A 21,295-nucleotide genomic window follows, 5' to 3' on the forward strand; every position below is an offset into this window, starting at 1 on the left:
GCGTTCCATCGTAACGAAGTTGGGCCGTTCACCTTCCATCCGTTAACATGCCGGGCTATTTGGCGTGTATGTGAACTTCTTAATTTGATCTCGCCGCTGTAACGCAGGCTTAATCGCACATCGGCATGGTCCGGTGCGTCATGACTAAATGTTTTAACGAGGAGTCGCAATGCTGCCTTACCCGCAGATCGACCCGGTGGCCCTGGCCATTGGTCCGCTGAAAATCCATTGGTACGGGTTGATGTACCTGATCGGCATCGGCGGTGCCTGGCTGTTGGCTTCCCGGCGCCTGAACCGTTTCGACCCGACCTGGACCAAGGAGAAGCTCTCCGACATGGTGTTCTGGATGTCGATGGGGGTGATCGTCGGCGGGCGCCTGGGGTATGTGCTGTTCTACGACCTGTCTGCGTATATCGCCAACCCGACGCTGATTTTCGAAGTGTGGAAGGGCGGCATGGCATTCCACGGCGGGTTTGTCGGCGTGATGATCGCTGCCTGGTGGTTCGGGCGCCGCAACGGCAAGTCGTTCTTCCAGTTGATGGATTTTGTGGCGCCGTTCGTGCCGATCGGCCTGGGTGCCGGGCGCATTGGCAACTTTATCAACGCCGAGTTGTGGGGCAAGCCAACCGACGTGCCGTGGGCCATGGTGTTCCCGCCGTTCAGCGACCCGGCGCAACTGCCGCGCCACCCGTCGCAGCTGTATCAGTTCGCGTTGGAAGGTGTGGCGCTGTTCCTTATTCTTTACCTCTTCTCGCGCAAGCCACGCCCTACCATGGCCGTGTCGGGCATGTTCGCGCTGTTCTACGGGATTTTCCGCTTTATCGTCGAGTTCGTTCGGGTGCCGGATGCGCAGTTGGGCTACCTGGCGTGGGGCTGGCTGACCATGGGTCAGGTGCTCAGCCTGCCGATGATCCTGGCGGGCCTGGGCATGTTGTGGTGGGCTTACAACCGCCCGCAGCCGCTGAAGAACGCCGCGCTTTAAATTCGAACGCCGAGGTTTGCCCGCCTCGGCTTCAACGATACAGGTACTCACATGAAGCAATATCTCGAACTGCTGCACGACGTCGTGACCAATGGCCTGACCAAGGGCGACCGCACCGGCACCGGCACCAAGGCCGTGTTCGCCCGTCAGTATCGGCATAACCTGGCCGACGGCTTCCCGCTGCTGACTACCAAGAAACTGCACTTCAAAAGCATCGCCAACGAACTGATCTGGATGTTGAGCGGCAACACCAACATCAAATGGCTCAACGAAAATGGCGTGAAGATCTGGGATGAGTGGGCCACCGAAGACGGTGACCTGGGCCCGGTGTATGGTGAGCAGTGGACCGCCTGGCCTACCAAGGACGGCGGCACGATCAACCAGATCGACTACATGGTGCACACGCTCAAGACCAACCCCAACAGCCGCCGCATCCTGTTCCACGGCTGGAACGTCGAGTACCTGCCGGACGAAACCCAGAGCCCGCAGGAAAACGCGCGCAACGGCAAGCAAGCCCTGCCGCCGTGCCACTTGCTGTATCAGGCGTTCGTGCATGACGGCCATCTGTCGATGCAGCTGTATATCCGCAGCTCCGACGTATTCCTGGGGCTGCCGTATAACACCGCCGCGCTGGCGTTGCTGACCCATATGCTGGCCCAGCAATGCGACCTGATCCCTCACGAGATCATTGTCACCACTGGCGACACCCACGCTTACAGCAACCACATGGAACAGATCCAGACCCAGTTGGCGCGCACGCCGAAAAAGCTGCCGGAGCTGGTGATCAAGCGCAAGCCTGCTTCGATCTACGACTACAAGTTCGAAGACTTCGAGATCGTGGGCTACGACGCGGACCCAAGCATCAAGGCCGACGTGGCTATCTAACGGCCCAACGCGGTAAAAAACTGTGGGAGCTGGCTTGCCTGCGATAGCGGAGTGTCAGGCGACATCAATGTCGCGGGCCCACCGCTATCGCAGGCAAGCCAGCTCCCACATGGGTTGCGTGTTCGCTTGAGTTTAGTGGCCGTGGCTTCTGCCCACATGCGAAGGCTCGGCCTCACTGGCCGCAATCCCGCCGCTGACTTCCAACTGCTGCAAGATCCCGCACTGGTTCCCACCGCCGCAACGTTGGCGCAGGTCCAGCAGTTGTTCCTGCAAGGCCAACAATCCGTCGATCCGCGCTTTCACGTGGTGGATATGTTCGTCGATCAACGCATTCACGCTTTCGCACTGGTCCTGGGGGCTGTCGCGCAGCCCTAACAGGCTGCGGATTTCTTCGAGGGTCATGTCCAGGCTGCGGCAGTTGCGGATAAAGATCAGCCGCTCGGTGTGCGCCTGGGTATAGACCCGGTAGTTGCCCTCAGTGCGCGCAGGCGGTGGCAGCAGGCTTTCCTTCTCGTAATAACGGATGGTTTCCACCGGGCAGTCGGTGAGTTTGGCCAGTTCGCCGATCTTCATCGCAGCAATCTCCAAATGGGTGCTTGACCCTATAGTGGCTACAGGGTCTTTACTTGGCAACAGGCACCTTTACGGACGCGACCTGATGAGCCACTCCATTCACACCCCGCACAAGCACGACCACAAGCACGATCATGACCATGCTCATGACCACCCGCACGATCATGGTCACGATCACCCACATGATCACGCCCCGGCAAAACTCACGCCGGTGGATAGCCACGGCCACTCAGGCTCCTGCTGTTCCGGCGCTGCCGGGCCTGCCGTGGTGACCCTGAGCGAAGCGCCCACCGCCGGCTCGCGCCTGAGCACTTTCCGCATCGAAGCCATGGACTGCCCCACCGAGCAGACGCTGATCCAGAACAAACTGGGCAAGCTCGCCGGCGTGCAGCAACTGGAATTCAACCTGATCAACCGCATCCTCGGTGTCACCCATGACCTGCCGAGCACGGCGCCGATCATTGCGGCGATCAAGTCCATCGGTATGCAGGCCGACCCTATCGAGGAAGGCAGCCCCACCGCCGCGCCGCCGGCCAAGAAGCATTGGTGGCCATTGGCAGTGTCGGGCGTGGGCGCCCTGGGTGCCGAAGTGCTGCACTTCACCGGTGTGGCACCGACTTGGGTGATCGCACTGGTGGCGCTGGTGTCGATCCTCAGCGGCGGCTTGACCACCTACAAAAAGGGCTGGATTGCCCTGAAAAACCTCAACCTGAACATCAACGCGCTGATGAGCATCGCGGTGACCGGCGCCATCCTGATTGGTCAGTGGCCGGAAGCGGCGATGGTGATGTTCCTGTTTACAGTGGCCGAGTTGATTGAGGCCAAGTCCCTGGACCGGGCGCGCAATGCCATCAGCGGCTTGATGCAGATGACCCCGGAGCAGGCCACCGTGCGCCAGGCTGACGGTTCATGGATGGAACAAGAGGTCAAAAGCATTGAGCTTGGTGCGATCGTTCGAGTAAAACCCGGCGAGCGTATCGGCCTGGACGGTGAAGTCACTGCCGGTCAATCCACCATCGATCAGGCACCGATCACCGGGGAAAGCCTGCCGATTGAAAAGACCATCGGCGATAAAGTCTTCGCCGGCACCATCAACCAGGCCGGTTCCCTGGAATACAAAGTCACTGCGGCGGCCAACAACTCGACCCTGGCGCGAATCATCCACGCCGTGGAACAGGCCCAAGGCGCACGGGCGCCGACCCAGCGCTTTGTCGACAGTTTTTCCAAGGTCTACACCCCGGCGGTGTTCCTGTTTGCCCTGGGCGTGGCGGTGATTCCGCCGCTGTTCATGGCGGGCGTGTGGTTCGACTGGATCTATCGCGCCCTCGTGCTGCTGGTGGTGGCATGCCCGTGTGCCTTGGTGATCTCCACACCGGTGACCATCGTCAGCGGCCTGGCCGCCGCAGCGCGCAAAGGCATCCTGATCAAGGGCGGCGTGTACCTGGAGGGCGGTTACAAGCTCGACTACCTGGCGCTCGACAAGACCGGCACCATCACCCACGGCAAACCGGTGCAAACCGATTACCTGCCGCTGTTCCCGAATCTTGAAGACAGCGCCCCGGCCCTGGCCGCCAGTTTGGCCGGGCGTTCCGACCACCCGGTGTCCCTGGCGATCGCCAACGCAGCTGTGGATAAAAACCTGGCGCTTCACGTTGTGGATAACTTCGAGGCTCTGGCCGGGCGCGGTGTGCGCGGCGACATCAACGGCCAGACCTATCACTTGGGCAACCACCGCCTGGTGGAAGACCTCGGCCTGTGCTCAGAGGCGCTGGAAGAAAAACTCTTCGCCCTGGAAAAACAAGGCAAGTCCGTCGTGCTACTGCTGGACAAGTCCGGCCCCCTGGCGCTTTTCGCCGTGGCCGACACGGTCAAGGACAGTAGCCGCGAAGCCATCCAGCAACTTCACGACCTGGGCATCAAAACCCTGATGCTTACCGGCGACAACACCCACACCGCCCAGGCGATTGCGACCCAAGTCGGCATCGACCAGGCCCAGGGTGACCTGTTGCCCACCGACAAGCTGCAAGCCATCGAAACCCTCTACGGCCAAGGCCATCGGGTGGGCATGGTCGGCGATGGCATCAACGATGCTCCAGCCCTGGCGCGGGCCGAGATCGGCTTTGCCATGGCAGCGGCGGGCACTGACACGGCTATCGAGACTGCTGACGTGGCGCTGATGGATGATGACCTGCGCAAGATTCCGGCTTTCATTCGGCTGTCGCGGCAAACGTCGAGTATCCTCAAGCAGAACATCGCCCTGGCGCTGGTGATCAAGGCAATTTTCCTGGCCGTGACCTTCATGGGCATGGCGACCATGTGGATGGCGGTCTTCGCCGACATGGGCGTGAGTTTGCTGGTGGTGTTCAATGGCCTGCGCCTGTTGCGCAAATAGAGGATGAGAGGGTGGTGTGCTGAGTGCTGAGTTAAAGGCGTTTTTCATGGTCGCCCGCCTGGGCAGTATCACCCAGGCGGCGAAAAAACTCGGCCTGAGCCAGCCCACGGTGACCACTCAGATTCGCAACCTGGAAAGCCAATACGGCGTTGAGCTGTTCTATCGCGGCGGCCGTCGCCTGACGGTCAGCGACGAAGGTGCGCGGCTGTTGCCGATGGTCAAGACGCTGTTGCAGCAGGAAGCGGATATCGAGTTTTTCCTGCGCAACAATGGTCAGGTCCAGGGCGCGCTGCGGATTGCCGCGACGGCGCCGTATTACATTCTCGACCTGGTCAAAGCCTTTCGTGAACGCCTGCCGCACGTGGAAGTGTCGGTGGAAATCGGCAACTCCCAGCAGGTACTCGAAGCGCTGGATGATTACCGCGTCGACGTTGCGGCCTCTTCGCAATTGCTGGACGACCCGCGCCTGATCCGCCGCGTGCTGGGCACCGACCCGCTGGTGCTGGCGGTACATCGCAATCACCCGTTGGCCAAGCTTGAGCATGTGTCGTTGAGCGCGCTGGCCGGGCACACGCTGTTGATGCGTGAAGCCGGCTCCACCACCCGCAGGCTGACCGAAGAACTGTTGAAAAGCGGCGGCGTGGGGTATGGGCCGTTGCTGGAGATTGGCAGCCGTGAGTCGATTCGCGAGGCGGTGCTGCGCAATATCGGCATCAGCATCATCGCTCGCCAGGAAGTGCCCCATGATCCGCAATTGCGTGTGCTGACCATCGAGAATGCGCCGCAGATTCCGGAGTATCTGTATTGCCTCAAAGAGCGTAAAGGTGCACGGCTGCCGGCGGCATTCCTTGGCCTGGCTCAGGAAATGTCGCCAATTTAAGTTCTGCGGCTGGCTTGAGGGCCAATCGGGAGCAAGCCCCCTCCCACATTTTGACCGCATTCTCATGTTGGAACCCGGTCAACTGTGGGAGGGGGCTTGCTCCCGATTGCGGTAGGCCAGGCAACTCATCTCCATGAGTCCTACACAAATCCACCAATACCACTATCACCCCGTTTTGCCTTTCTGCCACACCAACTACGTATTGCCTCCCTAGCATGGCCTTCATCCGTTCGATGAGGTGCCTTGCATGAACACAGCCCTGACCCAACCCGGCGCGCCCATGAAGGTGCGCGGGATCCAGAAACGCTTTGGCGCTTTCACCGCGCTGGACAACGTGTCCCTGGACGTCGCCGCCGGCGAGCTGGTGTGCCTGCTGGGCCCGTCCGGCTGCGGCAAGACCACGTTGCTGCGCTGCATCGCCGGCCTGGAGCGTCAGGATAGCGGTGAGCTTTACCTGGGCGAGCGGGACGTTTCCCTGCTGCCGCCCCAGGCGCGAGACTACGGCATCCTGTTTCAGTCCTACGCGTTGTTCCCCAATCTCACGGTTGAAGCAAACATTGGCTACGGCCTCACAGGCAGCGGCCGCGATGAAGTGCGCAAGCGCGTCGGGCAGATGCTTGAACTGGTCGGTTTGGTCGGCAGCGAAAAGAAATACCCCGGCCAACTCTCCGGCGGCCAGCAGCAGCGCGTCGCTCTGGCCCGTGCATTGGCGCCGGCCCCTTCGTTATTACTGCTGGATGAACCGATGTCGGCCCTCGACGCCCGTGTGCGCGAGCATTTGTGCAGCGAGCTGCGCCAATTGCAGCGGCGCCTGGGTATTACCACCTTGATGGTGACCCACAACCAGGACGAAGCCATGTTGATGGCCGACCGCATTGCCGTGATGAACAACGGTAAGGTCGAGCAGTACGCCACGCCCCAGGAGATCTACGACCGCCCGGCCACACCCTTTGTCGCCGAGTTTGTTGGCCAGGGCAACTGGTTGCCGTTCAACCGTAGCAGCGCCAGCCATGCCCAGGTCGGCGGAATGAATATGCGCCTGGCCGACGATGCGGGTGTGGCCCGGTCCGGCCGCCTGTTCTGTCGCCCGGAAGCGATCAGCGTCAACCCGACGGTGCATGAAGAGAACCTGTTCCCGGCCAAGGTTCGCGAAATTACTTTCCTCGGCAACCGCTGCCGCATGAGCTTTGAGTTGGAGCAGTTGCCGGGCCATCCGTTGCTGGCCGAACTGGCGCCCGAAGCCATGCCGCGCCTGGGCGCCCAGGACATCTGGGTGGCCTTGCCGCCGCGCAGCCTGCAGGTGTTTGCCTGAGATGGCCGCCGTCATGACATTGCCGGTACCGCGCCAGGTGTCCCGCGCTGAGTGGGGCGACCGTCTCTTTGTGGTCGGCGGCAAATGGCTCTGGCTCGGCCTGTTGGTGGTGGCGGTCCTGCTGCCGTTGCTGGCGATCTTCTGGCGCGGCTTCAGCAGCGAAGCCGGGCAGGGCGGTGGCCTGGTGGCAGCGCGGGAGCTGCTGACCAGCGCCAACTTCCACTGGTTGCTGGGAAATAGCCTGAAAGTTTCCCTCAGTGTGGCGGCCATCGTCGTACCGCTGGCTTACCTGTTTGCCTACGCCCTGCAACGCACTTTGATTCCTGGCAAGACCGTCTGGCGCGGTTTGTCATTGCTGCCCTTGATGGCGCCGTCGATGCTGCCGGGCATTGCCCTGGTCTATCTCTTCGGCAACCAGGGCATGTTGCGCGGTTTGCTCTCGGACAATATCTACGGCTTCTGGGGCATTGTGCTCGGTGAAGTGATCTACACCTTTCCCCATGCCTTGATGATCTTGCTCTCGGCGCTGTCCCTGGCGGATGCACGCTTGTTCGATGCGGCGTCGAGCATGGGCGCCAGCCCGGCCCGGGCGTTTCGCAGCATCACCTGGCCGGCCACGCGCCAGGCGGTGTTCGCCGCGTTCTGCCTGGTGTTTACCCTGACCATCACCGACTTCGGTGTGCCGGTGGTGGTGGGCGGTGATTACCAGGTGTTGGCGCTGGAAGCCTACAAGGCGGTGGTCGGTCAGCAACAGTTCGGGCGCGGCGCGTTGATCGGCATGGTGTTGCTGCTACCGGCACTGTTCAGCTTTGGCGTGGATGCCTGGTTGCGCCGTCGGCATGGCGACTCGATGAGCGGTCGCGCCCAGGTGTTTCTGCCCGCGCCATCGCGGCTGCGCGACGGTTGCTACCTGGCCATCGTGTTGCTGATTTGCGCGGTGTTGCTGCTGGTGTTCGGCATGGCGGTGTATTCGTCGCTGGTGAAGTTCTGGCCGTACAACCTGTCGCTATCGCTCAACCACTACCAGTTCGAAGACACCGCCGGCGGCGGCTGGCTGGCCTACCGCAACAGCCTGACCATGGCGCTGTGCACGGCGTTGATCGGCAGTGTGTTGATCTTCACCGGTGCCTACCTGATGGAGAAGACCAAGGGCCAGAAGGGCCTGAACCTGGCGCTGCGCATGCTCAGCTTCGTACCGATGGCGGTGCCGGGGCTGGTGCTCGGCTTGGGCTACGTGTTCTTTTTCAACCTCAACGGCAACCCGCTGCACGTGTTCTACGGGAGCATGGCGTTGCTGGTGGTGTGCACCATTGCGCACTACCTGACCACCGCGCAGATGACCGCGACCACCGCCCTGCGCCAGCTGGACGCCGAGTTCGAAGCGGCGGCGTTGTCGCTCAAGGCGCCGTTGTACCGCCACTATTGGCGCGTCACGGTGCCGATCTGCCTGCCGGCGCTGCTGGATATCCTGCGCTACCTGTTTGTGTCGGCGATGACCACTGTGTCCGCCGCGATCTTTCTCTACAGCCCCGACACCATCCTCGCCGCCGTCGCCGTGCTGAACATGGACGACGCCGGCAACGTGGGCGGCGCGGCGGCCATGTCGACCCTGATCCTGTTCACCTCAGTCGGCGTCTCGCTGTTGCTGGCGTGGGCCTCACGTGGCGCGCTGCGTCGCTCCCAAGCCTGGCGCCAGACCGCGCCCGGCCAATAAAACATCCCTGAAGGAGGTGCTCCATGTTCAAGCCCCTGGCGCTGGTCGCTGCGGTACTCACGGCATTCAGCCTGAATGCCTTCGCCAAGACCGAGTTGACCGTGTACACGGCCCTCGAAGCCGAGCAATTGAAGACCTACAAAAAAGCCTTCGAGCAGGCCAACCCCGACATCGAGATCAAGTGGGTACGCGATTCCACCGGCATTATCACCGCCAAGCTGCTGGCTGAAAAAGACCGCCCGCAGGCTGACGTGGTGTGGGGCCTGGCCGCCTCCAGCCTGGCGATCCTCGACCAGCAGGGGATGCTGGACAACTACGCGCCCAAGGACCTGGACAAGATCGGCCAGCACTACCGCGACGCCGCCAACCCGCCCGCCTGGGTCGGCATGGACGTGTGGGCCGCGACCATCTGCTTCAACACCATCGAAGCCGAAAAGCTGGGCCTGACCAAACCGGTGAGCTGGCAGGACCTGACCAAGCCTGAATACAAGGGCAAGATCGTGATGCCCAATCCGGCGTCCTCCGGCACCGGCTTCCTGGATGTCAGCGCCTGGTTGCAGACCTTCGGCGAGAAGCAAGGCTGGCAGTACATGGACGACCTGCACCAGAACATCGGCCAGTACGTTCACTCCGGCTCCAAGCCGTGCAAGTTGGCGGCGTCCGGTGAGTTCCCGATCGGGATTTCCTTTGAATACCCGGCGATTCAACTCAAACGCCAGGGTGCGCCGCTGGACATCATCCTGCCGAAAGAGGGCCTGGGCTGGGAGATCGAAGCCACCGCCGTAGTCAAGGGCAGCGCACACGCCGATGCGGCAAAAAAACTCGCTGACTTTTCCGCCAGCCCAGCGGCGATGGAGCTGTACAAGGCTAACTTCGCCATCCTCGCCCAGCCGGGTATCGCCAAGCCGCAGACCGAATTGCCGGCCGACTACGAGCAGCGCCTGATCAAGAACGACTTTGCCTGGGCCTCGAAAAACCGCGACAGCATCCTGACTGAATGGCGCAAGCGCTATGACGGTAAGTCGGAGAAGGTGGCGGGTCAGTAAGGTTTTCGTTAGGGCTTATGGCCCCTTCGCAGGCAAGCCAGCTCCCACATTTGAAGGTATTCACACATCAAAATGTGGGAGCTGGCTTGCCTGCGATAGCGGCTTCGAATTCAGGACATCACTCAATGACACACCACAGCGACCTGCTGATCATCGGCGCCGGCATCCTCGGCCTGTCCCACGCTTATGCCGCCGCCAAGCGCGGCCTCAAGGTCAAGGTGTTCGAGCGCAGCGCCACGCCATTGGGCGCTTCTGTGCGCAACTTCGGCCAGGCGCTGGTCACCGGTCAACCACCGGGGCCGATGCTCGACCTGGCGCGGGAAAGCCGCGAAATCTGGGGCCAATGGGCGCAAGCAGCGGGCCTTGCACTCAAGCGCAATGGCTCCTACCTGTTCGCCCGCACCGAGGCCGAAGAACAACTGCTCGAAGCCTTTTGCGCGGGGCGTGCCCGGGAGTACGGGTATAACGTGGAGCTGCTGCAAGGCGCTGCGATGAAGGGTCTTTACGCCGGCCAGTTCCGCCATCACCGCGCGGCGCTGCACGGTAAGGATGACCAGCAACTGTATTCCCGCGAGGCGATCCCGGCGCTGATCCAGTACCTGAGTCAGGCGTTGAAGGTGGAGTTTCACTTTTCCACTCTGGTGCGCGACGTCGAACCGGGCCAATTGCACAGCACGGCCGGCAGCTTTCGCGGCGAGCAGATCATCGTCTGCTCCGGCCACGACTATCAGACCCTGTTGGCCGAATCCATCGCCCCGCTCAACCCGCAAACCTGCCGCCTGCAAATGCTGCGCGCCCGGCCGGCGGTCAACCTGAACCTGCAACACGCCCTGCTCACCGGCCTGAGCTGCGTGCACTACGGCGCCTTCGCCGACCTGCCGGAGGCTGCCGCAGTGCAGGCGCAGATCCTGCGCGAAACACCGTACCTGCAGGAGCACGGCATTCACCTGTTGATCAGCCCTACACCCCATGGCGAACTGATCATTGGCGACTCCCACCATTACGACAGCGACCCGTCGCCCTTCAATGCCGAGCAGGTAGATGACTGGATGATCGAGCTGGCCGAACAGACCCTGGGCTGCAAAATCCAGGTGGTCGAACGCTGGCAAGGCGTCTACGGCGCTCGCGGGCCCGGGCCGTTCTCGTTTGTGCAGGCAGCATCCGGTGTCAGCGCTGCGTTGATGCACACCGGCGTGGGCATGAGCGTGGGGCCGGCGATGGCCGAGCGAAATATCAGTACCTTGTGGGGAGAGACGTGATGAGCCCGGTGCTCGACCTTGATGTACTCAAGGCCAAGGCGGCGAGGCTACTGGCAGCGAAGATGGGCCTTACACAATAAGCCGATACGCCGCCTGGAGCCCTTGTTGTTACCCCACTAAGGTGCTTGCTTCACCCATTAAAAGAGCAACACTGATGCACTATTTGAAAGCCATCGCCCAAGACCTGCAAGGCAACGGTCATGCCGATACGGTCATTTTGCATTTCTATCAGCAACGGCCGGGTCGTCCCGATGAGCTGATCCACGATATCGTCGGACAGGAAATGACCTCGAATGCAAAATGGGGAGGGCATAGTAAACCCGGTTCGCTGGACCTGGATAAGCGCCGGATCGCGACTTTCGCCGACAGCTTCGTGAAACTCAATTGGTTTAACCCGGCAAGCCATTGGCAGTGTGCGCTCGTCATCTATGTGGATGATTTCAGCGACGCGGGACGGCCGGATTCGGTGAGGCTGGAGTTCCGTGAGAGCAAGGTGTCCGAGGGGAAAACATTACTGGTCTCCAGAACCATGGACTATGACGTCGACAGCGACAGCGTGTTGGAAACCGCTACCACCAATAGTGATATCGACCGCAACGGGGTAGCTGAAAACGCTGATAAAGAACTGGTTCGCTCGCTATGCAAGGCGTTCCTGGGGTTGAATTGGTGAGCGCTTTAAGCGCGTCACGCTTCGTTGAGCTGTTCAGCCAATGTTTCGACCTGTTCCTGACGCTCGGCCTGGCTCAGCTTGGCGTGGGGGTTGAGGGATGACCATTGCGGATAGGCGCGGGCCTTGTGCAGCGCGTCGGGCAGCTTGCCCTCGCGCCAGGTTTTGTCCTGGGGCGTGTCGACCTTGATGCTATGCATCGCCGCATGCCCGCGCAGACTAAGGGCCTTGAGCAACTGACGTTGGCGCAGGGCGAGCAGGCGCAGCACGCTGTCGTCGACGGTCAGCTCGCGTTGGCCTTTGATCTTGCCCAGCAGGCGGCTGCCGTAGCTGCGTGCGGTTTGCAGGGCGCCACCGGCGATAGCGCCGGCCAGTGCCGCAGCGCCAAGGGTCAGGCCGCCGACCAGGAGGTCCACGCCAGCACCGGCAGCGGCACCGGCGGCGATTCCGCCACCGACCCGTACGCCAAGTTGCTTGAGGGTTTCGGGGTTGAACAAGTCATCGCCCCAGCGACCGTCAAGCAACGGTAGATCACTGGCGGCGGCATCCTGTGGGCGAAAGCCGAACAGTTTGAGCAGGGCTTCAACGCACTTTTGTTCCCGTTGGCGCACCGCTTTGCGCAGATCGCCGATGGCTTGCTGTTCATCTTCGGTGACGACGCTGCGACGGCAGGCCGCGCAGTCGATCAGCAGTTCGGCGATCAAGCGTGCGGCGCTTTGCTGGCGGGCCTGGCGTTGGGCCTCTTGATCGAGGATCAGGCGTTCCAACTGCGGGCGGGAGTTTTCCAGCAGCAGGGCCAGGCTTTCATACAGGCGACGTTCACCGTCTTCCGGCGGCGCCACGCTGTCGAAGCGCACCAGCGCGTGCAGGCCGAGGCGGGCCAGGGCTTCGCGCCAGTCCGGCTCGCGCTGGTCGCTGCTGGTGACGAAGTTGAGCACCGGCAACAAGGGTTTGCCGCAACTGGCCAGCACTTGCAGCTCATCGCGGTACTTGGCCAGCACCGGCTCGCGGGCGTCGATCACATACAGGCCGGCGTCCGAGGCCAGCAATTGGCGCAACACCTTGGCTTCCTGTTCGAAACGCTGGCGCGCTTCGCTGCCCTCCAGAAAACGCGCCAGGCGAGCGGGACCGTCCAGGCGTTCACCGGGGCGATCCAGGCGCTCCAGATAGTCGAGCAGGGCGATGGCGTCTTCCAGGCCGGGCGTGTCGTACAGCTCCAGCAAGGCTTCGCCATCCACCGACAAGCGCGCGCCTTCGACATGCCGCGTGGTGCTGGGGCGATGGGAGACTTCGCCGAAGCCCACGTCACGGGTGAGGGTGCGCAGCAGTGAGGTCTTGCCGACATTGGTGTGGCCGACCACGGCGAGTTTCAGCGGTTTAGTCATGCCCGGTCTCCAGCCAGTTCAGCGGTGCGCAATCGGCAAACGGCAGCTCAAGTTGTTGCAGTGCGGTGTGCCAGTCACCCAGGCGTTCGGCGTCCAGCGCCTGGCCGGGCGGTGCTTGCAGCAGCCATACACGGGTGGTGGTGGCGCTGCGCGCCAGTTCGGCGATCAACGCCAGGCTGCCACGGTCCGGCGAGCGGCGCGGGTCGCAGACGATGACCAGCCGTGCGGGCGGGAAACGGCTGAGTTGTTCCAGCAGCTTGTTCCGCGATTCACGGCTGTCGAGGATGCCGGCGTTTTTAACGTTGCTGGGCAGTTTGGGCGGCCACGGGTGGTGATCGTCGAGTTCGATGGCCACCAGCAAGGCCCCGTCGCTGTCCATCTCGCTGACGCCGCCGCTGACGTGGTGCAGCTGTTCGGGCGCGGCATCGTTGACCCCAAGCCGTTCGCTGCTAGGCATCAGGCGTTCGCGCAGTTGGGCGTAGCCTTGCAGGTTGAGGTCCAGGCGCAACGCCGCACGCCCGATTTTCCAGCGCCACAGGCAGAACAGGGCGAGGATCAATCGGGGCAGCAGGCCGTAGACCAGCAACACGCCCACCAGCCAGGCGGCCCAGGCTTGGCGGGCGTTTTCGATATTCAGGGCTGAATCACCGCTGGCGCGGATCATGTCGACGGTTGGCACATTGAAACCCAGCAAAGCGGGCAGGCTGGCGAGGGCCTGGGTCACGGCGACAAACGTGTCGGCGCCGAGAATGGTGGTTTCCCACACAAAGCCGTAACGACGGGTGGCGAGCAGGGTCAGCAGGATCACCATGGCGCTGAGCAACGCCAGCAGCCACAGGCTGTTGACCAACACACCCACCGCCCAGCGATTGAGTTTTTGCCGTTGCAACAACAGCAGCAACGCTGGCGCCAATTGTGCGGCTTTGGCGTCACGCGCCAGTTTCTCGCTGAGCCATAACCACAGGCGCCCAAGGCTGGCGCTGTGTTCGCCAGCAAACAGCAGCCCCAGGGCCCAACTGACCAGCAGGATCAGGTTCAACCCGAGCAGGCTGCCCAGGGCCCAGAACACGTTCACCGGCGTCAGGCCATTGCCCAGCGCAGCGAATGCCAGGCCGGCGCCACTGATCACGGCCACGACCGCCAGTAAGATCAGCGCCAGGCGCGCGCCTTGCAGCCAGCGTGTGAGGGCACCGGTCAGGCCATCGCGCTCGGCCAGGTGCAAGGCGCGCTGGGTAATACGCGTCGACAGGTCGCCCCCGGCCGTGCGGGCCAGGCGGTTGGGTTCCAGGTCTTCCAGGGGGCCGGCGTGTTCTTCACGCAGGCGCACGGCTTCTGTCAGCCAGAGTGTGTGCAGAGGAGTCAGTGCAGTCACGCGCCATCCTGTTGTTTCAGTGAAGGTGGAGCATAACCGCTGACTCGCGGCTCTGGTATTCTCGTCGCCATGAAAAAAACTCTCCCTTTAAGCCTGATCGCAGCCCTCGGTGAAAACCGTGTGATCGGCGTCGACAACAGCATGCCCTGGCATTTGCCGGGGGATTTCAAGTATTTCAAAGCCACCACGCTCGGCAAGCCGATCATCATGGGGCGCAAGACCTGGGATTCCTTGGGTCGACCGCTGCCAGGGCGCTTGAACATAGTGGTCAGCCGTCAGACCGATCTGACGCTTGAAGGTGCGCAAGTTTTTCCGTCATTGGAAGCGGCGGTAGAACGGGCTGAGGAATGGGCCAAGGCGCAGGGCGCGGACGAGCTGATGCTGATCGGCGGCGCGCAGCTTTACGCGCAGGGGCTGGAACAGGCCGATCGCCTGTACCTGACGCGGGTGGCGCTGAGCCCGGAAGGGGATGCGTGGTTTCCAGAGTTTGATAGGAACCAGTGGAAGCTGGTGTCGAATGTCGAGAATCCGGCCGAAGGTGATAAACCGGCCTACAACTTCGAAGTGTGGGAAAAAGCCTAAAAGCATCGCAGGCAAGCCAGCTCCCACATTTTGATGTGTGAATACATTCAAATGTGGGAGCTGGCTTGCCTGCGATAGCGGTCTATCAGACCTGCGCTAACTCGGCATGCTCATCGGCATCCAGCAACGCTTTATCCGTCTGCCCCATGATCTGGCTGGTAATCGCCCCCGCCGTCATCGAACCATTCACGTTCAACGCTGTACGGCCCATGTCGATCAGTGGTTCCACCGAAATCAGCAACGCCACCAGTGACACCGGCAAGCCCATGGCCGGCAGTACGATCAGCGCGGCGAAGGTCGCACCACCGCCCACACCGGCGACGCCCGCCGAACTCAAGGTCACAATCGCCACCAGCGTCGCGATCCACAGCGGATCCAACGGGTTGATGCCTACGGTCGGCGCGACCATCACCGCCAACATCGCCGGGTAAAGACCGGCGCAACCGTTCTGGCCGATGGTCGCGCCAAACGAAGCGGCGAAACCGGCGATCGACTGGGGGATACCCAGGCGGCGGGTCTGCGCTTCAATACTCAAGGGGATCGAGGCGGCGCTGGAGCGGCTGGTGAAGGCAAAGGTCAGTACCGGCCACACCTTGCGGAAAAAGCGCAGCGGGTTGATCCCGGCCAACGACAGCAGCAGGCCGTGCACCACAAACATCAGGCCCAGGGCCAGGTACGACACCACCACGAAACTGCCCAGCTTGATGATGTCTTGCAGGTTGGAACCGGCGACCACCTTGGTCATCAGCGCCAACACGCCGTACGGGGTCAGCTTCATCACCAGGCGCACCAGGCGCATCACCCAGGCTTGCAGGGTGTCGATGGCGTTGATGACCTTCTGGCCCTTTTCCACATCATCCTTGAGCAGTTGCAGCGCGGCTACCCCGAGGAACGCGGCAAAAATCACCACGCTGATGATCGACGTCGGCTTGGCCCGGGCCAGGTCGGCGAACGGGTTGGCCGGCACGAACGACAGCAGCAACTGCGGGATATTCAGGTCGGCGACCTTGCCTGCGTAATCACTCTGGATCACTTGCAGGCGCGCCATTTCCTGGGTGCCGGCCACCAGGCCCTCGGCGGTGAGGCCGAACAGGTTGGTCAGGCCGATGCCGATCAGCGCCGCGATGGCCGTGGTAAACAACAGCGTGCCGATGGTCAGGAAGCTGATCTTGCCCAGGGACGAGGCGTTATGCAGGCGCGCCACGGCACTGAGGATCGAAGCGAACACCAGCGGGATCACGATCATTTGCAGCAACTGCACATACCCATTGCCGACCAGATCAAACCAGCCGATGGAGGCTTTGAGCACTGGATTGCCGTCGCCATAGATGGTGTGCAAGGCCGCACCGAACAGCACGCCCAGGACTAGGGCGAACAGGACCTTCTTGGCCAGGCTCCAGTTAGTACGGCCAGTTTGTGCAAGGCCCAGCAACAGGGCCACGAACACCAATAAATTGAGAATCAGGGGCAGATTCATTGAAGCTCCGTTGATAAGGCAGCCAATCGCGTCAGCCTGCGATTGCGAACCGGCAAGCCTAACAGCTTGAAATATATTGATTTAATACCAATATGGAATGGTGACTGTCGTTTTTGGAATAAGCGTCTGACGCTGCTGCGCATGGCCGTGGCGGAATCAGAACCAAAGCCGTCGCGCTCGGGTGATAAGTGTCACAGGGATTTGTTAGCGTCGATGTCTTTCACTTGAGGGAGACAACGCCTATGAAGCTCGCGCCGAAACTACTCTTATCCGCAGCCTTTTGCCTCGGACTCGCCAGCCAGGCGTTTGCCGCCACCGAGTTGAAACATTGGCCGGCACCGGCCGCCAAGCAACTCAACGAAATGATCGCCGCCAACGCCAACAAGGGTAACTATGCGGTGTTCGACATGGACAACACCAGCTACCGCTACGACCTTGAAGAGTCGCTGCTGCCGTACATGGAAAACAAGGGCCTGATCACCCGCGAAACCATGGACCCATCGCTCAAGCTTATCCCCTTCAAAGACACCGCCGACCATAAGGAAAGTCTGTTCAGCTACTACTACCGCCTGTGCGAAGTCGACGACATGGTCTGCTACCCCTGGGTTGCGCAGATTTTTTCCGGCTTCACCCTCAAGGAACTCAAGGTGCAGGTCGACGAGCTGATGGCCTCCGGCAAGCCCGTACCCGTCAGCTATTTTGAAGGCGACGTGGTGAAAAAAACCGAGATACAGCCACCGAAAGTCTTCACTGGCCAGGCCGAGCTCTACAACAAACTGATGGAAAACGGCATCGAGGTGTATGTGATGACCGCCGCGTCCGAGGAACTGGTGCGCATGGTCGCGGCCGATCCGAAGTACGGCTACAACGTAAAGCCCGAGAACGTCATCGGCGTGACCACGATGCTCAAGGACCGCAAGACCGGCGAGTTGACCACCGCACGCAAGCAGATCACCGCGGGCAAATATGACGAGAAGGCCAACCTCGGCCTGGAGCTGACGCCCTACCTGTGGACCCCGGCGACCTGGATGGCCGGCAAGCACGCGGCGATTCTCACCTATATCGACGAATGGAAAAAGCCGGTGATCGTCGGCGGTGATACCCCGACCAGCGATGGTTACATGCTGTTCCACGATGTGGATGTGGCCAAGGGTGGCATCCATTTGTGGATCAACCGTAAAGACAAATACATGACCCAGCTTAACGGCATGATCGCCAAGCACGCGGCGGCGCAGGCCAAGGAAGGGCTGCCGGTGACGGCGGACAAGAACTGGGTGATCGTTAAGCCCGAGGACATTCAATAACAGACTGAATGCGGTCAAAAATGTGGGAGGGGGCTTGCCCCCGATAGCGGTGAGTCAGCTACAAATTGACTAACTGAAATACCGTCATCGGGGCAAGCCCCCTCCCACATTTTGACTTTCATTGTTCCTAGGGTTATCTCCAGGCAAAAAAATGCCCCGCACCTGGCGGGGCATTTTGATGCGCGGGGCTTACAGGCCGTCGAGCATTGCCTTGTTACGTACAGCACCCTTGTCGGCACTGGTGGCCAACAATGCGTAAGCCTTCAACGCAGTAGTGACTTTCCGCGGGCGTTTTTCTACCGGCTTCCAACCCTTTTTGTCCTGCTCAACCCGGCGTGCCGCCAGTTCTTCATCGCTGATCAACAGGTTGATCGAGCGGTTCGGAATGTCGATCAGCACCTTGTCGCCATCCTGCACCAGGCCAATCGCGCCACCGGCAGCGGCTTCCGGGGAAGCGTGGCCGATGGACAGGCCCGAAGTCCCACCGGAGAAACGCCCGTCGGTCAGCAGCGCACAGGCTTTGCCCAGGCCCTTGGATTTCAGATAGGACGTGGGGTAGAGCATCTCCTGCATACCCGGGCCGCCCTTGGGGCCTTCGTAGCGGATGATCACGATGTCGCCTTCCTTGACTTCGTCAGCGAGGATGCCGCGCACCGAGCTGTCCTGGCTTTCGTAGATCTTGGCGCGGCCTTCGAAAACGTGGATGGATTCATCCACACCTGCCGTTTTCACCACACAGCCGTCCAGGGCGATGTTGCCGTACAGCACGGCCAGGCCGCCTTCTTGCGAGTAGGCGTGCTCGACACTGCGGATACAGCCGTTTTCACGGTCGTCATCCAGCGTATCCCAACGGGTCGACTGGCTGAATGCGGTCTGGGTCGGGATGCCGGCCGGGCCAGCCTTGAAGAAGGTGTGTACGGCTTCGTCGTCAGTCTGGGTGATGTCCCATTTGGCGATGCCTTCGGCGATCGACTTGCTGTGCACGGTCGGCAGGTCAGTGTGCAGCAGGCCGCCACGGGCCAGGGAACCGAGGATCGAGAAGATCCCGCCGGCGCGGTGCACGTCTTCCATGTGGTACTTCTGGATGTTCGGCGCGACCTTGCACAGTTGCGGCACGTGGCGGGACAGGCGGTCAATGTCGCGCAGGTCGAAGTCGATCTCGGCTTCCTGGGCGGCAGCCAGCAAATGCAGGATGGTGTTGGTGGAACCGCCCATGGCGATGTCCAGGGTCATGGCGTTTTCGAACGCCTTGAAGTTGGCGATATTGCGCGGCAACACCGACTCATCGTTCTCACCGTAGTAACGCTTGCACAGCTCGACGATGGTGCGGCCGGCTTGCAGGAACAGTTGCTCGCGGTCGCTGTGGGTGGCCAGTGTGGAACCGTTACCCGGCAAGGCGAGACCTAAGGCTTCTACCAGGCAGTTCATCGAGTTGGCGGTGAACATGCCGGAGCACGAACCGCAGGTCGGGCAGGCGCTGCGCTCGTATTCCGCGACCTTCTCGTCAGAAGCGCTGGAATCGGCGGCGATCACCATGGCGTCAACCAGGTCGAGTCCGTGGGACGCGAGCTTGGTCTTGCCGGCTTCCATCGGGCCGCCGGAGACGAAGATCACCGGGATGTTCAGGCGCAAGGCAGCCATCAACATGCCGGGGGTGATCTTGTCGCAGTTGGAGATGCACACGATGGCGTCGGCGCAGTGGGCGTTGACCATGTACTCCACGGAGTCGGCGATGATCTCGCGGCTCGGCAGGGAATACAGCATGCCGTCATGGCCCATGGCGATGCCGTCGTCCACGGCAATGGTGTTGAATTCCTTGGCCACGCCGCCGGCCCGTTCGATTTCGCGGGCGACCAGTTGGCCGAGGTCCTTGAGGTGGACGTGGCCCGGTACGAACTGGGTAAACGAGTTGGCAATCGCGATGATCGGCTTCTTGAAGTCGTCATCCTTCATCCCCGTGGCACGCCACAGTGCGCGGGCGCCGGCCATGTTGCGGCCGTGGGTGGATGTTTTCGAGCGGTAATCTGGCATGGAGCACTCCGGGCGGCTAATCACTTATTAATCAGGTGCAAAGGGGAGTGAGCTTCTAATTGACGACTGGAACACCCGAAAAATGGCCGTGTGTCCGGAAGTTGCCACTCGCATCGCGGGATCGCCGCTTGCTTGGGCCTCGAGCTCATAAACCCGCCGGGGGATGACTGGCGATGAATAGGGCCGATTCTACACCGCTGGCGGCTGGAGGGAATGGCCGTAACCTTGAAGATAGCCGCTACAGGACATGTGGGCGCTGCTTGATCAGCGCATTCAGGGCGAGCCCGGCGGCACTCAGGGTTAGAAAGCACAGGGCTAGCGCGGTGGTCAGGTTGGCGGTGGCCAGGTTGATCACCAGGCTGATCAGGCCGCCGCACATGAAAATCAGCAAGCTACCGGCAGAGGTCGCCGTGCCAGCCAGTTGCGGGTAGAGGCTCATGGCCTTGGAGTTGGCGATGGGTCGACAGATGGTGGTGCCGGCTGTGCAGATCAACATCGGGATCAGCACCGTGGCGGCCGACAGGCCGAACTGCCAGGCCAGCCAGAGCATGACCAGACCTGAAACAGTGATCAGCAACAGGCCAGTGTTGATTTGCCGGTCGGCGTCCATTTTGCGATGCAGGATACTGGCAATCACTCCGCCGCAGACGTAGGCCGCGCCATATAGCAGCAATGCCCAAGCGAATTGATACGTCGACAGGTTCAAGCGCTCCATGAAGATCAGGGGCGACATCACGATAAACGAGAAATGGCAGGCAAAGGCCAGGGCGGAAATCAACCAATAGCTGACGAAACGGAGGTCGGAAAACAGCAGCCAATAGCCGTTGAAGAACTGTAGCGGTGAAGGGCGATGGCTGCTGCGCGAGTCGTGCAGCAGGCGTGCGGACCAGAGCCACACCACTGTGGCTAACACGATAAACACGTAAAAACTCGCCTGCCATCCGCCATAAATTTGCAGCCAGGTGCCCATCAGTGGCGAGCTTGAGATGAACACTCCGCCGGCGGTGGTCATCCAGATTCGAATCCGTTGCAGCTCCCGTCCTGTAAACAAGTCCTGGATAAGCGCCTGCGACAGGGCAAACGCCCCGCACCCTACGGCCTGAACCACGCGAAAGCCGATAAACCAATTGAAATCCGGGGCCAGCAAACAACCGGCTGCACCCAGCGCCGATAAGGCAATACCTGCCAGCAGCAGTTTTTTGCGGCCGAACATGTCAGACAACGGGCCTATCAGCAGTAACGAGACGGCCAGGCCAATGGCAAAAATACTGACGGACTGGGCGATTTCTGAAGGCGTGTGGCCAAAGTGATTGGAGAGGGCGGGAAAGGATGGCAGGACTACGTCGAGGGGGAAGACTGCGAGCAGGGTCATGGTCATCAACAGTACGATGAAATATGACTTGTTTGGTGTGGCTGTACTAATGGGCATCAACC

17 protein-coding genes are annotated in these 21,295 nt (G+C 61.4%); 11 read left to right on the forward strand and 6 right to left on the reverse strand.

From position 1 onward, the window contains the following. Positions 1-169: 169 nt before the first annotated feature. Together lgt and JH25_RS11385 are read left to right on the forward strand one after the other, a co-directional pair. Positions 170-982 carry a prolipoprotein diacylglyceryl transferase gene (lgt, locus tag JH25_RS11390; protein ID WP_005792329.1) on the forward strand — a complete coding sequence of 271 codons (813 nt, stop codon included), beginning with the start codon at positions 170-172 and terminating at the stop codon, positions 980-982. Positions 983-1,033: 51 nt separating this feature from the next. Further along, the gene (locus JH25_RS11385; RefSeq protein ID WP_005792328.1) at positions 1,034-1,867 is read left to right on the forward strand and encodes a thymidylate synthase; all 834 of its coding nucleotides are present in this window, start codon (positions 1,034-1,036) and stop codon (positions 1,865-1,867) included. A 132-nt stretch (positions 1,868-1,999) separates the two neighbouring features. Here the strand turns inward: JH25_RS11385 and cadR are convergent, their stop codons facing one another. Continuing rightward, positions 2,000-2,440 (reverse strand): Cd(II)/Pb(II)-responsive transcriptional regulator, encoded by a 441-nt coding sequence (gene cadR / locus JH25_RS11380; protein ID WP_005792326.1) that lies wholly within the window; start codon positions 2,438-2,440, stop codon positions 2,000-2,002. 85 nt (positions 2,441-2,525) lie between these two features. Between cadR and JH25_RS11375 the strand changes: the two genes are divergently transcribed. From JH25_RS11375 to JH25_RS11345, 7 genes are all read left to right on the forward strand, one after another. Next, positions 2,526-4,832: a heavy metal translocating P-type ATPase gene (locus JH25_RS11375; protein ID WP_032878887.1), complete on the forward strand. Its 2,307-nt coding sequence runs from the start codon at positions 2,526-2,528 to the stop codon at positions 4,830-4,832. 16 nt (positions 4,833-4,848) lie between these two features. After that, positions 4,849-5,712 carry a LysR family transcriptional regulator gene (locus tag JH25_RS11370; protein WP_005792324.1) on the forward strand — a complete coding sequence of 288 codons (864 nt, stop codon included), beginning with the start codon at positions 4,849-4,851 and terminating at the stop codon, positions 5,710-5,712. A 247-nt stretch (positions 5,713-5,959) separates the two neighbouring features. Next, a complete protein-coding gene (locus JH25_RS11365; protein ID WP_032878888.1) occupies positions 5,960-7,024 on the forward strand; it encodes a putative 2-aminoethylphosphonate ABC transporter ATP-binding protein in 1,065 nt (354 codons plus the stop codon). A 1-nt stretch (position 7,025) separates the two neighbouring features. Further along, a complete protein-coding gene (locus JH25_RS11360; RefSeq protein WP_032878889.1) occupies positions 7,026-8,738 on the forward strand; it encodes a putative 2-aminoethylphosphonate ABC transporter permease subunit in 1,713 nt (570 codons plus the stop codon). Between the two features lie 23 nt (positions 8,739-8,761). After that, on the forward strand, positions 8,762-9,784 hold the full coding sequence (locus JH25_RS11355) for a putative 2-aminoethylphosphonate ABC transporter substrate-binding protein (protein ID WP_032878890.1): 1,023 nt from the start codon (positions 8,762-8,764) through the stop codon (positions 9,782-9,784). Between the two features lie 125 nt (positions 9,785-9,909). Next, a complete protein-coding gene (locus JH25_RS11350) occupies positions 9,910-11,043 on the forward strand; it encodes a TIGR03364 family FAD-dependent oxidoreductase (RefSeq protein WP_032878891.1) in 1,134 nt (377 codons plus the stop codon). 154 nt (positions 11,044-11,197) lie between these two features. Beyond that, positions 11,198-11,713, forward strand: a complete 516-nt coding sequence (locus JH25_RS11345) for a hypothetical protein (RefSeq protein ID WP_032878892.1) — start codon at positions 11,198-11,200, stop codon at positions 11,711-11,713. A gap of 14 nt (positions 11,714-11,727) precedes the next feature. On the opposite strand, the gene JH25_RS11340 is transcribed toward JH25_RS11345, so the two are convergent. Both JH25_RS11340 and JH25_RS11335 read right to left on the reverse strand, forming a co-directional pair. Then, positions 11,728-13,095, reverse strand: a complete 1,368-nt coding sequence (locus tag JH25_RS11340) for a DUF3482 domain-containing protein (protein ID WP_032878894.1) — start codon at positions 13,093-13,095, stop codon at positions 11,728-11,730. Continuing rightward, a complete protein-coding gene (locus tag JH25_RS11335; RefSeq protein WP_032878895.1) occupies positions 13,088-14,467 on the reverse strand; it encodes a DUF2868 domain-containing protein in 1,380 nt (459 codons plus the stop codon). The genes JH25_RS11340 and JH25_RS11335 overlap by 8 nt, the downstream gene beginning before the upstream one ends. A 69-nt stretch (positions 14,468-14,536) precedes the next feature. Here JH25_RS11335 and JH25_RS11330 point away from each other — a divergent pair, with 69 nt between their 5' ends. Further along, a complete protein-coding gene (locus tag JH25_RS11330; protein ID WP_032878896.1) occupies positions 14,537-15,049 on the forward strand; it encodes a dihydrofolate reductase in 513 nt (170 codons plus the stop codon). 85 nt (positions 15,050-15,134) lie between these two features. Here the strand turns inward: JH25_RS11330 and JH25_RS11325 are convergent, their stop codons facing one another. Next, positions 15,135-16,526: an L-cystine transporter gene (locus tag JH25_RS11325; RefSeq protein ID WP_032878897.1), complete on the reverse strand. Its 1,392-nt coding sequence runs from the start codon at positions 16,524-16,526 to the stop codon at positions 15,135-15,137. A 242-nt stretch (positions 16,527-16,768) separates the two neighbouring features. On the opposite strand from JH25_RS11325, the gene JH25_RS11320 reads away from it, so the two are divergent. Then, positions 16,769-17,830, forward strand: coding sequence for a hypothetical protein (locus JH25_RS11320; protein WP_032878898.1), 1,062 nt, complete (start codon positions 16,769-16,771; stop codon positions 17,828-17,830). Between the two features lie 189 nt (positions 17,831-18,019). On the opposite strand, the gene ilvD is transcribed toward JH25_RS11320, so the two are convergent. Both ilvD and JH25_RS11310 read right to left on the reverse strand, forming a co-directional pair. After that, positions 18,020-19,861, reverse strand: coding sequence for a dihydroxy-acid dehydratase (gene ilvD / locus JH25_RS11315; protein WP_003195159.1), 1,842 nt, complete (start codon positions 19,859-19,861; stop codon positions 18,020-18,022). Positions 19,862-20,099: 238 nt separating this feature from the next. Continuing rightward, positions 20,100-21,290, reverse strand: coding sequence for an MFS transporter (locus JH25_RS11310; RefSeq protein WP_032878899.1), 1,191 nt, complete (start codon positions 21,288-21,290; stop codon positions 20,100-20,102). Positions 21,291-21,295: the final 5 nt, after the last annotated feature.

This window comes from Pseudomonas sp. BRG-100 (assembly GCF_000737955.1).
GTDB lineage: Bacteria > Pseudomonadota > Gammaproteobacteria > Pseudomonadales > Pseudomonadaceae > Aquipseudomonas > Aquipseudomonas synxantha_A.

Coding starts and splice junctions, on each gene's coding strand:
- lgt (WP_005792329.1), top strand. CDS start 170: ATGCTGCCTTACCCGCAGATCGACCCGGTGGCCCTGGCCATTGGTCCG.
- JH25_RS11385 (WP_005792328.1), top strand. CDS start 1,034: ATGAAGCAATATCTCGAACTGCTGCACGACGTCGTGACCAATGGCCTG.
- cadR (WP_005792326.1), bottom strand. CDS start 2,440: ATGAAGATCGGCGAACTGGCCAAACTCACCGACTGCCCGGTGGAAACC.
- JH25_RS11375 (WP_032878887.1), top strand. CDS start 2,526: ATGAGCCACTCCATTCACACCCCGCACAAGCACGACCACAAGCACGAT.
- JH25_RS11365 (WP_032878888.1), top strand. CDS start 5,960: ATGAACACAGCCCTGACCCAACCCGGCGCGCCCATGAAGGTGCGCGGG.
- JH25_RS11360 (WP_032878889.1), top strand. CDS start 7,026: ATGGCCGCCGTCATGACATTGCCGGTACCGCGCCAGGTGTCCCGCGCT.
- JH25_RS11355 (WP_032878890.1), top strand. CDS start 8,762: ATGTTCAAGCCCCTGGCGCTGGTCGCTGCGGTACTCACGGCATTCAGC.
- JH25_RS11350 (WP_032878891.1), top strand. CDS start 9,910: ATGACACACCACAGCGACCTGCTGATCATCGGCGCCGGCATCCTCGGC.
- JH25_RS11345 (WP_032878892.1), top strand. CDS start 11,198: ATGCACTATTTGAAAGCCATCGCCCAAGACCTGCAAGGCAACGGTCAT.
- JH25_RS11340 (WP_032878894.1), bottom strand. CDS start 13,095: ATGACTAAACCGCTGAAACTCGCCGTGGTCGGCCACACCAATGTCGGC.
- JH25_RS11330 (WP_032878896.1), top strand. CDS start 14,537: ATGAAAAAAACTCTCCCTTTAAGCCTGATCGCAGCCCTCGGTGAAAAC.
- JH25_RS11325 (WP_032878897.1), bottom strand. CDS start 16,526: ATGAATCTGCCCCTGATTCTCAATTTATTGGTGTTCGTGGCCCTGTTG.
- JH25_RS11320 (WP_032878898.1), top strand. CDS start 16,769: ATGAAGCTCGCGCCGAAACTACTCTTATCCGCAGCCTTTTGCCTCGGA.
- ilvD (WP_003195159.1), bottom strand. CDS start 19,861: ATGCCAGATTACCGCTCGAAAACATCCACCCACGGCCGCAACATGGCC.
- JH25_RS11310 (WP_032878899.1), bottom strand. CDS start 21,290: ATGCCCATTAGTACAGCCACACCAAACAAGTCATATTTCATCGTACTG.